The 15022-nt window shown below is 42.2% G+C and carries 15 protein-coding genes; 13 read left to right on the top strand and 2 right to left on the bottom strand.

Going from position 1 to position 15022, the window contains the following annotated elements; translation table 11 throughout:
• The first annotated feature begins 626 nt into the window (after positions 1–626).
• The 8 genes from rpmH (at position 627) to noc (ending at position 8151) form a co-directional block, all read left to right on the top strand.
• Positions 627–761, top strand: a complete 135-nt coding sequence (rpmH, locus tag MKX71_RS21235) for a 50S ribosomal protein L34 (RefSeq protein WP_003178075.1) — start codon at positions 627–629, stop codon at positions 759–761.
• 183 nt (positions 762–944) lie between these two features.
• Entirely contained in the window at positions 945–1295 is a 351-nt protein-coding gene (rnpA, locus tag MKX71_RS21230) for a ribonuclease P protein component (protein WP_003242628.1), read from the top strand.
• A gap of 144 nt (positions 1296–1439) precedes the next feature.
• Positions 1440–2225 (top strand): YidC family membrane integrase SpoIIIJ, encoded by a 786-nt coding sequence (gene spoIIIJ / locus MKX71_RS21225; RefSeq protein ID WP_010886648.1) that lies wholly within the window; start codon positions 1440–1442, stop codon positions 2223–2225.
• A complete protein-coding gene (jag, locus tag MKX71_RS21220; protein WP_003243764.1) occupies positions 2222–2848 on the top strand; it encodes an RNA-binding cell elongation regulator Jag/EloR in 627 nt (208 codons plus the stop codon). The genes spoIIIJ and jag overlap by 4 nt, the downstream gene beginning before the upstream one ends.
• A gap of 310 nt (positions 2849–3158) precedes the next feature.
• Entirely contained in the window at positions 3159–4538 is a 1380-nt protein-coding gene (mnmE, locus tag MKX71_RS21215) for a tRNA uridine-5-carboxymethylaminomethyl(34) synthesis GTPase MnmE (protein ID WP_327847076.1), read from the top strand.
• A 20-nt stretch (positions 4539–4558) separates the two neighbouring features.
• Positions 4559–6445, top strand: coding sequence for a tRNA uridine-5-carboxymethylaminomethyl(34) synthesis enzyme MnmG (gene mnmG, locus MKX71_RS21210; protein WP_003226825.1), 1887 nt, complete (start codon positions 4559–4561; stop codon positions 6443–6445).
• Between the two features lie 13 nt (positions 6446–6458).
• Positions 6459–7178 (top strand): 16S rRNA (guanine(527)-N(7))-methyltransferase RsmG, encoded by a 720-nt coding sequence (rsmG, locus tag MKX71_RS21205; protein WP_014481512.1) that lies wholly within the window; start codon positions 6459–6461, stop codon positions 7176–7178.
• A gap of 121 nt (positions 7179–7299) precedes the next feature.
• Positions 7300–8151, top strand: coding sequence for a nucleoid occlusion protein (noc, locus tag MKX71_RS21200; protein WP_003226829.1), 852 nt, complete (start codon positions 7300–7302; stop codon positions 8149–8151).
• Between the two features lie 50 nt (positions 8152–8201).
• On the opposite strand, the gene MKX71_RS21195 is transcribed toward noc, so the two are convergent.
• Positions 8202–8642: a PH domain-containing protein gene (locus MKX71_RS21195; protein WP_015250779.1), complete on the bottom strand. Its 441-nt coding sequence runs from the start codon at positions 8640–8642 to the stop codon at positions 8202–8204.
• Positions 8643–8889: 247 nt separating this feature from the next.
• Here MKX71_RS21195 and soj point away from each other — a divergent pair, with 247 nt between their 5' ends.
• A complete protein-coding gene (soj, locus tag MKX71_RS21190; protein ID WP_003219244.1) occupies positions 8890–9651 on the top strand; it encodes a sporulation initiation inhibitor protein Soj in 762 nt (253 codons plus the stop codon).
• Positions 9644–10492 carry a stage 0 sporulation protein Spo0J gene (spo0J, locus tag MKX71_RS21185; protein WP_003226832.1) on the top strand — a complete coding sequence of 283 codons (849 nt, stop codon included), beginning with the start codon at positions 9644–9646 and terminating at the stop codon, positions 10490–10492. Before soj ends, spo0J begins: the two co-directional genes overlap by 8 nt.
• 38 nt (positions 10493–10530) lie before the next feature.
• Here spo0J and yyaC read toward each other — a convergent pair whose 3' ends face one another.
• Positions 10531–11148, bottom strand: a complete 618-nt coding sequence (gene yyaC, locus MKX71_RS21180; protein ID WP_003243890.1) for a spore protease YyaC — start codon at positions 11146–11148, stop codon at positions 10531–10533.
• A 460-nt stretch (positions 11149–11608) separates the two neighbouring features.
• Here yyaC and MKX71_RS21175 point away from each other — a divergent pair, with 460 nt between their 5' ends.
• The 3 genes from MKX71_RS21175 to MKX71_RS21165 all read left to right on the top strand — a co-directional run bounded on the left by MKX71_RS21175 (position 11609) and on the right by MKX71_RS21165 (position 14979).
• Entirely contained in the window at positions 11609–12625 is a 1017-nt protein-coding gene (locus MKX71_RS21175) for a membrane protein (protein ID WP_010886647.1), read from the top strand.
• A 93-nt stretch (positions 12626–12718) separates the two neighbouring features.
• Positions 12719–12925, top strand: a complete 207-nt coding sequence (locus tag MKX71_RS21170) for a DUF951 family protein (protein WP_003226838.1) — start codon at positions 12719–12721, stop codon at positions 12923–12925.
• Positions 12926–12975: 50 nt separating this feature from the next.
• Positions 12976–14979 carry a molybdopterin-dependent oxidoreductase gene (locus MKX71_RS21165; RefSeq protein WP_339231612.1) on the top strand — a complete coding sequence of 668 codons (2004 nt, stop codon included), beginning with the start codon at positions 12976–12978 and terminating at the stop codon, positions 14977–14979.
• The last annotated feature ends 43 nt before the right edge of the window (positions 14980–15022 follow it).

Genomic DNA, 15022 nt, shown 5'->3' with positions numbered 1-15022 from the left:
CTTCCGGCACGTCCCTCCTTTTCTTAGAAAATGGCGTCTTTTTCTGTTATAGAACACAAAAAAAGAGCAAATGGCGCTTACCATTCGTACACATTAAATGTTGAAAACATATAATATAGTAGATAAATAGCTTTTCGACAAATTTCACAACTTGTGGACAACCTTCTACACAAGCTGTGTGAAATCAATCCACAACTTATCCACACTTTGTGGATAAAGAGGGGAGGTAGGATTAGTAATCAAGAGTTAAAACACAAATATAATACCAAAATAAACGAGAGCTTGCAATGGTTGTCACAATCTTATCCACAAAGCGGACAACCTGTTGAAAAAACCTTGTCCACAGGGGTTGGTAATGTGAAAATGTTGTCGATAACCTCTGTGGATACTAAAAAAAGCCGAAAAAGATATCCACACGCGTGATTTTAGGGGCAAATTGTTTAGATTTGTCTTTTTTCCGTAAAATTAAGGAATCTAAAAAATAAGGTTTCGAAAGTTGAAAAGGTATGGTATCCTATTATGGTTGCAAGAAATAAAAGCACTAGTGAAGTTGACAATGAATAGGTAACGCAAATATAATAAGTAAGACTGTCTTTAACAGCTATTCCTCGAGGGAGGTGTCATAAATGAAAAGAACATTCCAACCGAATAACCGTAAACGCAGCAAAGTTCATGGCTTCAGAAGCCGTATGAGTTCAAAAAACGGTCGTCTAGTTTTAGCACGCCGTCGCCGCAAAGGCAGAAAAGTATTATCAGCTTAGGCCACTGAATAATGTCAGTGGTCTTTTTTCACGTTATGGGAAAAGATAGATGTGATGCGTAATGAACCGGGGCATGCTTCCTGGTTCAGATGCATCTCATGTTCATAATAAACTGGTTCAGATGCATCTCATGTTCATAATAAATTTTAAAAGTTTCTGCCAGCCAGTATCGGAGTGAGTCATTTGAAGAAGCGAAATCGTTTAAAGAAAAATGAAGATTTTCAAAAAGTGTTTAAACATGGGACATCAGTTGCAAACCGCCAGTTTGTCTTATATACGCTTGATCAGCCTGAAAATGATGAACTGCGTGTCGGGCTTTCCGTCAGCAAAAAAATTGGCAATGCTGTGATGCGAAATCGGATCAAACGTTTGATTCGGCAGGCCTTTCTTGAAGAGAAAGAGAGACTGAAGGAAAAGGATTACATCATTATTGCCAGAAAACCGGCGAGCCAGCTGACATATGAGGAAACGAAAAAAAGTCTGCAGCATCTATTCAGAAAGTCTTCATTATATAAGAAATCTTCGTCAAAGTAGGCATCACCACTGCTTTCTTACAACTTTTAAAAGCGCTTCCTTTCTGGTTGATCAGAAAAAGACACCATTTAAAACTGAAAGATGCTAAAATACATACAAGTATGCTTTGCAATAAAAGAGTGTAAAGATTAATTATAGGAGGAAATGTTGTTGAAAAGGAGAATAGGGTTGCTATTAAGTATGGTTGGCGTATTCATGCTTTTGGCTGGATGCTCGAGTGTGAAAGAGCCGATCACTGCAGATAGTCCGCATTTCTGGGACAAGTACGTAGTATATCCATTGTCTGAGCTCATTACGTATGTAGCGAAATTGACGGGAGATAACTACGGGCTTTCAATTATTCTAGTTACCATTTTAATTCGTTTATTAATTTTACCGCTGATGATTAAGCAGCTGAGAAGTTCGAAAGCGATGCAGGCTTTACAGCCGGAAATGCAAAAGCTTAAAGAAAAATACAGCTCAAAGGATCAAAAAACGCAGCAAAAGCTTCAGCAGGAAACAATGGCTTTATTCCAAAAGCATGGTGTCAATCCATTGGCGGGATGTTTCCCGATTTTGATCCAGATGCCGATTTTAATTGGATTCTATCATGCGATCATGAGAACCCAGGCGATTTCAGAGCATAGCTTCTTATGGTTTGACTTAGGAGAAAAAGATCCTTACTATATTCTTCCTATCGTTGCCGGTGTCGCTACATTTGTTCAGCAAAAACTGATGATGGCGGGCAATGCGCAGCAAAATCCGCAAATGGCGATGATGCTTTGGATTATGCCAATTATGATTATCGTATTTGCGATCAACTTCCCGGCGGCTCTTTCTCTTTATTGGGTAGTCGGTAACTTGTTTATGATTGCGCAAACTTTCCTCATTAAAGGACCTGATATTAAAAAAAATCCTGAGCCGCAAAAAGCCGGAGGAAAGAAAAAGTGAGGAATGTGACTGCTGCAGGGCGAAATGTCGATGAAGCAGTACAGTCCGGATTGCAAGAGCTGGGATTAACGAAGGATAAGGTAGAAATTACTGTTATTGAAGAGGGAAACAAAGGGTTTCTCGGTATTTTCGGTAAAAAGCCTGCGATCGTAAAGCTGGTTGAAAAGATTGATCCGATTCAGCAAGCGAAGTTATATCTTCAAACGATTGCCGAAGCCATTGCCGGGAAGTCTGATGTGACTGTTCAAGAAAGCAAAAAGACAGTGAGATATCATATAACAGGTGAAAAGGCAGCATTGTTGATTGGGAAAAGAGGACAAACCTTAAACGCCCTTGAAACTTTGACACAGCTTGCCCTTAACCGTTATCCAGGCCAATATAAAAATGTGACGGTGGATGCAGAAAACTATCGTTTGAAAAGAAAAGAAACACTGAGCCAGCTGGCCATCAAGCTTGCTGACCAGGTTTTGAAAACGAAAAAATCCATCCAGCTTGAGCCCATGCCGTCCAGCGAAAGAAAAATTATTCACGATACTCTTTCTGGATATGCAAACCACCAGATCAAAACATATTCAATGGGTGAAGGCGAAAATCGTCATCTCGTTATTTCCCATAAAAGATAGCATAAAACCGAAGTCCGATAAAAATTGGATTTCGGTTTTTTTGTATCCGAAAAATCTACTTTTCCTAGTAATATCAAGGTTTTGCCGTTTAAGTTTTTTCTTTTTAGGTGTATCCTGTTGATAAAAAGGAAGTTCAGGAAATAAAATTAATTGTTATTCACATGTGGATAAGTTAAAGTAATAAGGGACGAATTTCTATTTCTGTGGATAACAAATCTTCCACTTCGAACCAAACTATGTTATCTTTTAGTTTTGGCATAATAAAAATTTTTTTATATAGATGAAGTATAAGTAAAGAGAGGTGAACAACATGGATACAATTGCGGCAATTTCCACACCGATGGGAGAAGGCGCGATTGCGATTGTACGGTTGAGCGGACCAGAAGCCATTCAAATCGCAGATAAAATTTATAAGGGACCGAAGGGGAAAACACTCAGCTCGGTCGAATCACATACGATTCATTATGGTCATATCGTAGACAGACCTTCGGATCGTGTCGTTGAGGAAGTAATGGTATCAGTGTTAAAAGCGCCGAGAACTTTTACACGGGAAGATGTTATCGAGATAAACTGTCACGGGGGAATTGTGACTGTGAACCAAGTGCTTCAGCTCGCATTGAGAGAGGGAGCGAGACTGGCAGAGCCTGGCGAATTTACGAAACGTGCGTTTTTAAACGGGCGTATCGATCTTTCACAGGCGGAAGCGGTTATGGACTTAATCAGAGCGAAAACGGACCGGGCAATGAACGTTGCTATGAATCAAATGGAAGGGCGTCTTTCTGCTTTGGTGCGCCGTTTGCGCAGTGAGATTTTAGAAACACTGGCCCATGTTGAGGTGAATATCGATTATCCGGAGTATGATGATGTAGAGGAAATGACGCATCAGATTTTAGTCGAAAAGGCAACCGCCGTGAAAAAGGAAATTGAGGCGTTGCTGAGGACTTCTGAGCAAGGAAAAATCTTGCGTGAAGGTCTTTCTACCGTCATTATCGGCCGGCCAAACGTAGGAAAATCATCTCTTCTGAACAGCCTCGTTCATGAGGCAAAAGCCATTGTAACCGATATTCCCGGAACGACACGGGATGTGATTGAGGAATACGTGAATGTAAGGGGCGTCCCGCTTCGTCTGGTTGATACAGCAGGTATTCGTGAAACAGAGGATATTGTTGAGCGAATCGGTGTTGAACGTTCTCGCCAGGTTCTAAAGGAAGCGGACCTGATTTTACTTGTGCTTAATTATAGTGAAGAGCTTTCTGAAGAAGACGTGAAGCTTTTTGAAGCCGTTGAGGGCATGGATGTTATCGTGATTTTGAATAAGACTGACCTTGAGGCGAAGATTGACACTGAACGTGTCCGTGAGCTTGCCAATGGACGTCCAGTTGTTACGACTTCTCTTTTAAAAGAGGAAGGCATCAATGATCTGGAAGAAGCGATTCAATCACTGTTCTACACGGGTGTCATTGAAAGTGGTGATCTGACTTATGTCAGCAACACACGTCACATCTCTATTTTACAGCAAGCAAAACGCGCCATTGAAGATGCGCTTAGCGGCATCGAACAGGATGTCCCGATCGACATGGTGCAAATTGACCTTACAAGATGCTGGGAGCTTTTAGGGGAAATCATTGGAGATTCTGTCCACGAAAGCTTAATTGATCAGCTCTTTTCTCAATTCTGTTTAGGAAAATAATAAAAGGAGGAACTAGAATCATGGGGTATGAAGCAGGCCAATACGATGTGATTGTGATTGGCGCCGGGCATGCCGGTGTTGAGGCTGCCCTCGCATCTGCACGCCAAGGCGCCAAAACGCTTGTCTTGACCATCAACCTAGATATGGTTGCATTTATGCCATGTAATCCGTCTGTCGGCGGCCCCGCAAAAGGGATTGTCGTCCGCGAAATTGACGCGCTCGGCGGAGAAATGGGAAGAAACATCGATAAAACGCATATTCAAATGAGAATGCTGAATACAGGAAAAGGTCCAGCGGTTCGTGCATTGCGTGCGCAAGCAGACAAATTCCAATATCAGCACGAAATGAAAAATACGCTTGAAAAAGAACCAAACTTAACATTGCTGCAAGGAATTGTGGAGCGGCTGATCGTTGAAGACGGCGAATGCCGAGGCGTTATTACACAAACCGGCGCACATTATCGTGCGAAAGCAGTTGTCATGACGACAGGGACATATTTAAGAGGACGTATTATTCTTGGCGATCTGTCTTACTCAAGCGGCCCAAATAACCAGCAGCCTTCTATTAAGCTTTCTGAGCATTTGGAGGAACTTGGTTTTGACCTTGTTCGTTTTAAAACAGGTACGCCGCCTCGCGTTAAAAGCGATACGATTGATTACAGCAAAACGGAAATTCAGCCTGGCGACGATGTGCCTCGCGCTTTCTCATATGAAACAGTGGAATATATCACAGATCAGCTCCCTTGCTGGCTGACATATACAAGCCCTGAGACACATGAGATTATTGACAGCAACCTGCACCGTTCACCGATGTATTCCGGTATGATCAAAGGTACAGGCCCAAGATACTGCCCATCCATTGAAGATAAAGTTGTCCGTTTTAATGATAAACCGCGTCACCAAATCTTCCTTGAGCCGGAAGGCAGAAATACACAAGAAGTCTATGTCCAAGGTTTATCTACAAGTCTTCCAGAAGACGTACAGCAAAGAATGCTTGCAACGATTCCTGGACTTGAAAACGTGCAAATGATGAGAGCCGGCTATGCGATCGAGTATGATGCAATCGTACCGACACAGCTCTGGCCGACACTTGAAACAAAAAAAATCACAAACCTTTACACTGCAGGCCAAATTAATGGAACATCCGGTTATGAAGAAGCTGCGGGACAAGGGATTATGGCGGGAATCAATGCAGGACGAAAAGCGCTTGGAAAAGAAGAAGTAATTCTAAGCCGTTCTGACGCCTATATTGGTGTTCTGATTGATGACCTTGTGACAAAAGGTACCAATGAGCCATATCGTCTTTTGACATCACGTGCTGAATACAGATTGCTGCTTCGCCATGACAATGCTGATTTGCGTCTGACAGAAATCGGACACCGCATTGGATTGATTTCTGATGAGCGCTATGCGGCTTTTGAGAAGAAAAAAGCGGCGATCGAGGCGGAGAAAAAACGTCTTCATTCTGTAATTATCAAGCCGTCTCCGGAAAATCAAGAATATATCCGTTCTCTTGGCGGAAGCGAATTGAAAGATGGAGTTCGCGGCACAGACTTGATGAAACGTCCTGAAATGAACTATGAAACAGTCACAAAACTGGCGCCGCCAGAAGTGCCGGTTCCTCAAGACGTGGCAGAACAAGTAGAAATCCAAGTGAAATATGAAGGATATATTGAAAAATCTCTTCAGCAAGTGGAAAAACTGAAGAAGATGGAAAATAAAAAAATTCCAGACCGAATTGATTATGACGCAATTAAGGGGATTGCGACCGAGGCGCGTCAAAAACTGAAAAATGTACGGCCTTTGTCTGTTGCCCAAGCTTCCCGCATTTCCGGTGTAAACCCGGCGGACATTTCAATTCTATTGGTGTATTTAGAGCAGGGACGCATTGCGAAGATAGCCGAATAGAAAGGATGACGGCATGAATATTGAAGAATTTACTTCTGGTTTGGCGGAAAAAGGGATCTCCCTTTCTCCCCGTCAGCTAGAGCAATTTGAGCTGTATTACGACATGCTGGTTGAATGGAACGAAAAAATCAATCTGACTTCAATAACAGAGAAAAAAGAAGTGTATTTAAAGCATTTTTATGATTCCATTACAGCTGCTTTTTATGTCGACTTCAATCAGGTGAACACGATTTGTGATGTCGGAGCGGGAGCGGGTTTTCCAAGTCTGCCGATAAAAATATGCTTTCCGCACCTCAATGTCACAATCGTAGATTCACTGAATAAACGGATCACGTTTTTAGAAAAGCTATCTGAGGCTTTGCAATTGGAGAATACAACATACTGCCATGACAGAGCTGAAACGTTCGGGCAACGGAAAGACGTGCGTGAAAGCTATGATATTGTGACAGCGCGAGCAGTTGCGAGATTATCTGTTTTGAGTGAGCTTTGCTTGCCTCTGGTGAAGAAAAACGGTTTATTTGTTGCTTTAAAAGCCGCATCAGCTGAAGAAGAACTGAATGCAGGCAAAAAAGCAATCACGACGCTTGGAGGAGAACTTGAGAATATCCATTCTTTTAAGCTGCCTATTGAAGAAAGCGATCGTAATATTATGGTGATACGCAAAATAAAAAATACACCTAAGAAGTATCCAAGAAAACCGGGAACTCCTAATAAATCGCCAATTGAAGGGTAATTTAGACAGCCTGATATGACAATACCATCATATTTTCATCAAAATTGATGGATGTACAGCAGGAAAAACCATGAGAAAATAGAATTATAAAAATGGCAGTTTTTAAAGGTGGTGTAGGTACATGAAGCATTCATTCTCTCGTTTCTTCGGGCTTGGTGAGAAGGAACAGGAGCCGGAGATTGCTGAACATGATACAAACAAAGAAGAGATTCTGGAAATACCGGTAAATGCTATCGTTCCCAACCGTTTTCAGCCACGCACCATTTTCTCAGATGAAAAAATCAAAGAGTTAGCAATGACCATTCATACACACGGCATTATTCAGCCGATTGTTGTTAGGCATACAGAAGAAGAAGGCCAATACGAACTCATTGCAGGTGAAAGACGCTGGAGAGCGGTGCAATCGCTTGAGTGGGAAAAGATTCCGGCAATTATTAAGGATTTTTCCGACACGGAAACCGCTTCTGTGGCGTTAATCGAAAACTTGCAGCGGGAAGAACTGTCTTCTATTGAGGAAGCGCATGCTTATGCTAGGCTGCTTGAGCTGCATGATTTAACACAGGAGGCACTCGCACAGCGCTTAGGAAAAGGGCAGTCTACAATCGCGAATAAGCTTCGGTTATTAAAGCTGCCTCAGCCGGTCCAAGAGGCGATTATGGAGAAGAAAATCACCGAGCGCCATGCCAGAGCGCTGATTCCGCTGAAACAGCCTGAGCTCCAAGTCACACTGCTCACAGAGATTATTGAGAAAAGTTTAAATGTAAAGCAGACGGAAGACCGCGTGGTGAAAATGCTGGAGCAAGGCCAGAGAAAACCAAAGCCGAGACGCAAAGCATTCAGCAGAGATACAAGAATTGCGATGAACACGATTCGCCAGTCACTATCAATGGTGGAAGACAGCGGTGTAAAATTGAATACAGAAGAAGAAGAATTTGAAGAATATATTCAATTAACGATTCGCATACCAAAATAGAAGCTCTCCTGAAAAGCAGGAGAGCTTTTTATATTTTCAATAAAAGGTAATCACTTACTTTTAGTGAAAATTATTATATTAGAATTCTTTTCTTTGAGTTTGTGGATAAACTCTTCAGATTTTTGCGGTGAAATTACTGCATGTCCCCATCCCCCCTGATAATATATTGTGATGGCATGGCGAGAGCCGATCAGACGAAAACCGGACCATAGTTTCTTTTTTTGAACGACTTTATCGATTTTTTCATAAGGAATTTGATGTTTGATCAATCCGGCTTTAATGATCAGATGGTGTTCCTTCAATACATATTTTAGGTCAATAAAGCTCCAAATGATGAGTCCATTTAAAAGAGTCAGCAGAATAAAAATGATCCAGCCGGAAACTCTCATATTTCCCAGCACAAAAGGAACAATGGCATCTGCTTGTATCAGTAATATGAGAAACACAATCATCAGCGTAACGGGTACATCTCTCTTCGTTTGATAAACCATTTTCTCACCATCCTGTTTCCACGTTCTGTACTGTGACTTCTTCTTTTTTTCTTTAAGAAATTCCTTTTTTAAGTCAAAAAAACATAGAAATTGCAGAATTTATAAGAGAAAGCATAAAGCGTGCTTGAATTTTCAATTATTTCCCTTCTGATTCGGAACAAAATGATGAAAAAAATGAAACGCTTTAATCTTTTTTTGATAGAATAGAAGCAAGATAGTACATGTTCATGTGAAAGTAGGTGACATCGTGGGAAAAATCATAGCAATTACGAACCAAAAAGGCGGGGTCGGCAAAACAACGACGTCTGTCAACCTTGGGGCATGTTTGGCTTACATAGGGAAAAGGGTTCTGCTGGTAGATATTGATCCGCAGGGAAATGCGACAAGCGGATTAGGGATTGAAAAAGCCGATGTAGAGCAGTGTGTGTACGATATTTTAGTAGATGATGCAGATGTAATAGATATTATTAAAGCAACGACAGTAGAGAACTTGGATGTGATTCCTGCGACGATTCAGCTTGCAGGGGCTGAAATCGAGCTGGTTCCTACAATATCAAGAGAAGTGAGATTGAAGAGAGCGCTTGAAGCAGTAAAGCAAAATTATGATTATATTATCATTGATTGTCCGCCGTCATTGGGCCTGCTGACGATTAACGCCCTTACTGCCTCGGATTCCGTTGTGATTCCTGTACAGTGCGAATATTATGCCTTGGAGGGTCTCAGCCAGTTATTAAATACAGTACGTCTTGTGCAAAAGCATTTGAATACTGATTTAATGATTGAAGGTGTATTGCTGACAATGCTTGATGCCCGGACAAACCTTGGCATTCAAGTGATTGAAGAGGTTAAAAAGTATTTTAGGGATAAAGTATATAAGACAGTTATTCCGCGTAATGTCCGTCTGAGTGAGGCACCGAGTCACGGAAAACCCATCATTTTATACGATCCGCGGTCAAGAGGTGCGGAAGTATATTTAGATTTAGCAAAGGAAGTGGCTGCGAATGGCTAAAGGCCTTGGAAAAGGGATTAATGCGTTATTTAATCAGGTAGATTTGTCTGAAGAGACAGTTGAAGAAATTAAAATTGCCGATTTACGCCCTAATCCTTATCAGCCAAGAAAACACTTTGATGACGAGGCATTAGCTGAACTAAAAGAATCTGTGCTGCAGCATGGCATTCTTCAGCCGCTTATCGTCAGAAAATCTTTAAAAGGCTATGATATTGTTGCGGGTGAACGGCGTTTTCGAGCGGCAAAGCTGGCAGGTTTAGATACAGTTCCGGCCATTGTCCGTGAATTATCAGAGGCGTTAATGAGGGAAATTGCTTTATTAGAAAACCTTCAGCGTGAAGATTTATCTCCGCTTGAAGAGGCTCAGGCATATGACTCCTTGTTGAAACACTTAGACCTCACGCAAGAGCAGCTTGCCAAACGTCTTGGGAAAAGCAGACCGCATATTGCGAATCATTTAAGACTGCTGACACTGCCAGAAAATATTCAGCAGCTTATTGCCGAAGGTACGCTTTCTATGGGACATGGACGCACGCTTCTTGGCTTGAAAAACAAAAATAAGCTTGAACCGCTGGTACAAAAAGTGATTGCGGAGCAGCTCAATGTTCGCCAGCTTGAGCAGCTGATTCAGCAGTTGAATCAGAATGTTCCACGTGAAACAAAGAAAAAAGAACCTGTGAAAGATGCGGTTCTAAAAGAACGGGAATCCTATCTCCAAAATTATTTTGGAACAACAGTTAATATTAAAAGACAGAAGAAAAAAGGCAAAATCGAAATTGAATTTTTCTCTAATGAAGACCTTGACCGGATTTTAGAGCTTTTGTCTGAACGAGAATCGTAAATGAAGAAACCATCTTTCAAGCGAAGATGGTTTTTGTTTTATATGCGCCCAGTGAGCCTTTGCAACGGGTTAAGGCGTTCTTGCCTCCACTCTGTCCGATCTGTTAAACTCAATCCTTCCGCGAGAACATTGGCCATATTCATGACCAAGTTGAGTCTTGTATTTTGCAATACAAAATATTCCATGAAACCGCTAACATTCACGATTCCGTTAATATGAAGATCTCCCACTTCAGGAAGGTCTTTTTGTACACCGGCTCCGGGCTTTAATGGCCCGTCCCCGATTTGAAATGAACCCACACTCTTAACGCGGCCTAAGCATGCATCGACTGCTATAACAAATGGGTTTTTATGTAATTTATGAATGTCATTGATTTTATCCTTCATGTTCACAGCATGGACGGGGTCAGATAAGGTTCCGTAGACATGGAATCTGGTGAGCTGCATCTGTTTGAGTTTCATTCCTACGAGCGGGCCTAATGAGTCACCGGTTGAACGGTCTGTTCCGATACAAACCACAACAATTGGTTTGCCGGCAGCTTTACGTAAGGATGAAGAAAGAATGGTTTGGATTTGTTTTGCCGCTGCAGCATCTGTATGTGAAACATATTGCTTTACTCGTTCCTGAGAGGAAAAAAGCCCGCCTTTTCGATTCATGGGTTTCACTTCCTTGTTATAGTAGGTAACAGAATTGCTATGGTGTGTGTAGTTATGTAAGGTTGTTTACAGTATATCCAGCAGTATGATTTTTTATGCTTTGTGTATGGCACCGGAGATTTTAATAAAGTAGAGGGCATGATATGAATGGTTAGTGGACGATTACAAGTATTGTCCCCCATTGCCTCGATCATGATCAAGCAATGGTCTGCTTATGAAACACTTGAATAGGTAGGAATGGTTAGAAAAAAGTGAAGAGTGAAGTTCACTTCTTCATTCCGCGGACAAACAAATAAATATCTCTTTTTAGACTGCCGTATTAGCAGTCTTTTTTTATGTGTATTTCGTATGATAATTTCAACTTGTGTTCAAATGTCTATGAAAATATGGCATGTTTGCTTTCCTTTATTTATATAGTAACAATAACGGGAACAAGCTGAACTTTGTCTATGAGGTGATAGTGTTGTGGAGAGCCGGAATGAAGTGGATGCTGCTCATATTAGGGAGCCTGATCGGGGCCGGATATGCGAGCGGTCAGGAGATATGGCAGTTTTTTGGGGCTGAAAGCGGACTTGCTATTGTGCTGTTTACAATTATGTTCATTTTCTCGTCTTATATTGTGATGAAAATCAGTTTTAAGGTTCAATCCACTCATTTTCTGCCGGTTCTGGAGCATTTAATGGGGCCATGGCTGGCGAAAATTTATGATGTCCTCATCATTTTTTATTTGTTTTCGACGACTATGGTGATGATTGCCGGAGGCGGTGTGACCCTGCAAATGTACAAGCTTCCTTTCTGGTGGGGAATCACGCTGATTTGCATCGTGACAGTGTGTTTGTTTTTGTGGGATGTGAAAGGAATATTATCTATAAATAGTATTTTGATTCCTGTGTTAGTAGCGGGGCTTTTATATGCGCTGATCTCCTTTCAGAGCACACATCACCATACGTGGACGATTGATTTGTCCCAGCAGTATAACTGGCCTGCGAGCATTACGTTTACCTCTTTAAACATCCTTTCAGTTGTTGCGATTTTATCCTCTGTTGGGAAAGAGATGAAAGGGCTCGGAGAAGCAAAAATCGCAAGTGTGGCAAGCGGTCTTATTTTTGGCGTGATCTCATTTGTTTATAATGAAACGTTGGTGGAGCTGGCGGGCTCCCTTTCTCAGTTTGAAATACCGCTGTTTGCCGTTCTGGAGGGTGCGCCTTATTTCCTTTTTTTATGTATGACGGCGGTGCTGTGCCTGGCGATTTACACGACGACGGTAGCTGGTTTGCTGGGGCTGTCCAGCCGGCTGATGGCGTTTATTCATATGCCGAGATGGATGATTGTGTTGATTTTGTTAGTGTTAATGGTACCTTTTACTTCTTTCGGATTTTCTGATTTGATCGCGTTCTTGTATCCGATATATGGGATGCTCAATTTGTATTTGTTAGTTTGTCTGCTCTTATATCCTATTTTGAGTAAATGGAAATAAGAGGATGTATTTCTTTTCGGGTATCTTGATTGCTCTTATGATCAGTTTTTTTGTACAATAGATACAGCAGTTTAGGAAAAGAGGTGAAGGGTCTTGGCGGATAAAGACTTTGGCCTGAATGATATCGTAGAAATGAAAAAACCGCATCCATGCGGAGCGAACAGCTGGAAAATTATACGCATGGGAATGGATATTCGAATTAAGTGTGAGGGATGCTCTCACAGTGTTATGATTCCGAGAAGAGAATTTGAAAGAAAACTAAAAAAAGTACTAGTCAAGCATGAGGAGCCTACTTCATAAATAGGCCGACACTCATGCTTTTTCATATAGAAGGTAAGGAGAAGACGGCGATGAGCAAAGTGCATCAGTCGGCATGTCCGCTGAATTGTTGGGACAGCTGCGGCTTTTTGGTGACTGTTGATGATGGAAAGGTAACAAAAGTGGACGGAGATCCAAACCATCCGATTACGGAAGGTAAAATCTGCGGCCGCGGCAGAATGCTTGAGACAAAAACAAATTCGCCTGATCGGCTTCGCTATCCAATGAAAAAACAAAATGGCGAGTTTGTGCGGATTTCTTGGGAGCAGGCACTTGATGAAATTGCCGATAAACTTCGGGAAATCAAGGAAACGTCGGAGACGACTGCTGTTTTGCACAGCCATGATTATGCGAATAACGGTCTGTTAAAAGCGCTTGATCAGCGTTTTTTTAATGGATATGGCGGCGTGACCGAAATCGTCGGAAGCATATGCTGGGGCTCCGGTATCGAGGCGCAAAGCTGGGATTTTGGCCGTTCGTACGGTCACGGACCGCTTGATATTTACAACAGCAAGCATGTTGTTGTGTGGGGAAGAAATGTATCCAGAACAAATATGCACTTATACCACCACTTGCAGCAGGTGAAAAAGAAGGGCGCCACAATTACGGTGATTGATCCGATCTTCAATCCGACTGCCAAGCTTGCCGATCGCTATATCTCTGTAAAGCCAGGAATGGACGGCTGGCTTGCGGCAGCCGTTTTGAAAGTTCTGATTGAGACGGGAAGAACGGATGAAACGTTTATTTCTGAGCACTCTGTCGGTTTTGATGATGTGAAAGAGCTTTTGAAGACCGTTTCTCTGGAAGAGTTTATTGTGAAAACAGAAACTTCTATGGAGGACCTGGAGTATCTGGCCGCTTTGTATGCTGATGGTCCGGTGTCTACTTTTATGGGGCTTGGCATGCAGCGTTATAAAAACGGCGGGGGAACGATTCGTTGGATTGATGCACTTGTGGCGGCAAGCGGAAATGTCGGAATTAAGGGCGGCGGCGCGAATTTCGGAAATGTCCAGATTGGTGAGAGCTTTGCAAAAACAAAGCTGACGCTGCCGGAATTAAAAACAACATCCCGTTCTTTTTCAATGATGACACAGGCTGAAGAAGTGTTGACCGCTGCTGATCCTGCGATTGAGATGATTATTGTGACGTGCGGAAATCCGCTGACTCAGGTGCCGAATACAAATAAGGTGAGACAAGCTTTTGAAAAGGTTCCCATGACGGTTGCGATTGATTCCATTATGACAGATACCGCAAAGCTGTGTGATTATGTTTTGCCGACTGCCACTGTTTTTGAAGAAGAAGATATCTACTATTCCAGTATGTATCATCATTATGTTCAGTACGGGAAGAAGCTTGTGGAGCCGCAGGGTGAAGCGAAATCGGACAGCTGGATCTGGTCAGAGCTTGCAAAACGCCTTGGATTTGGAGAGCTGTTTGAATACAGCACTCAAGAATTTTTAGAGATGGGGCTTTCTTCATTGGAAGCAGAGGGTGTGACACTCGAGCGTTTAAAAGAAAAAGGCCACCTCCCTCTTCCAGTAAAACAGGTGCCGTGGGATGATTATCAGTTTTTGACGCCGAGTGGAAAATTTGAATTTACTTCGTCGCTAGCTGAGCAAAAGGGATTTAGCGGCTCGCTTCAATTAAATGTGCCCGAAGAATCTGTTTTCCATAATGAGGAGTTAGCTGAAAAGTACCCTTATACGCTGTTATCCATTCATCCGCAGCGTTCCAACCATTCACAGCATGTGCCGTTTATTGAAAAGCTTCAGCACGTTCAGGTCGATATTTCTCCAGATATAGCTGCTGAGCAGAATCTTCAGGATGGAGACGAGGTTGTCATCTTTAATGACCGCGGACGCTTGAAGGGCAAGGTGAAAGTGATGAAGCAGGCTCATGCGAAGACGATTAATATAGATGAAGGCATGTGGGCGGCTTTTGGAGGGTCAGTCAATGCACTGACAAATGATACAAATTCTGATAATGGAATGGGAAGTACGCTTTTTGACTGTTTAGTAGGCTTGAAAAAAGCATAATCAAAGGGATTGGCAGGTTGAAAATGCTTTTTTGTCAGCTTGT

Origin of the sequence: Bacillus sp. FSL M8-0071, assembly GCF_037975455.1 — a bacterium.
Lineage (GTDB): Bacteria > Bacillota > Bacilli > Bacillales > Bacillaceae > Bacillus > Bacillus subtilis.
The sequence above is the reverse complement of the archived record's forward strand: the minus strand, read 5'-3'. Positions and strand labels throughout refer to the sequence as shown.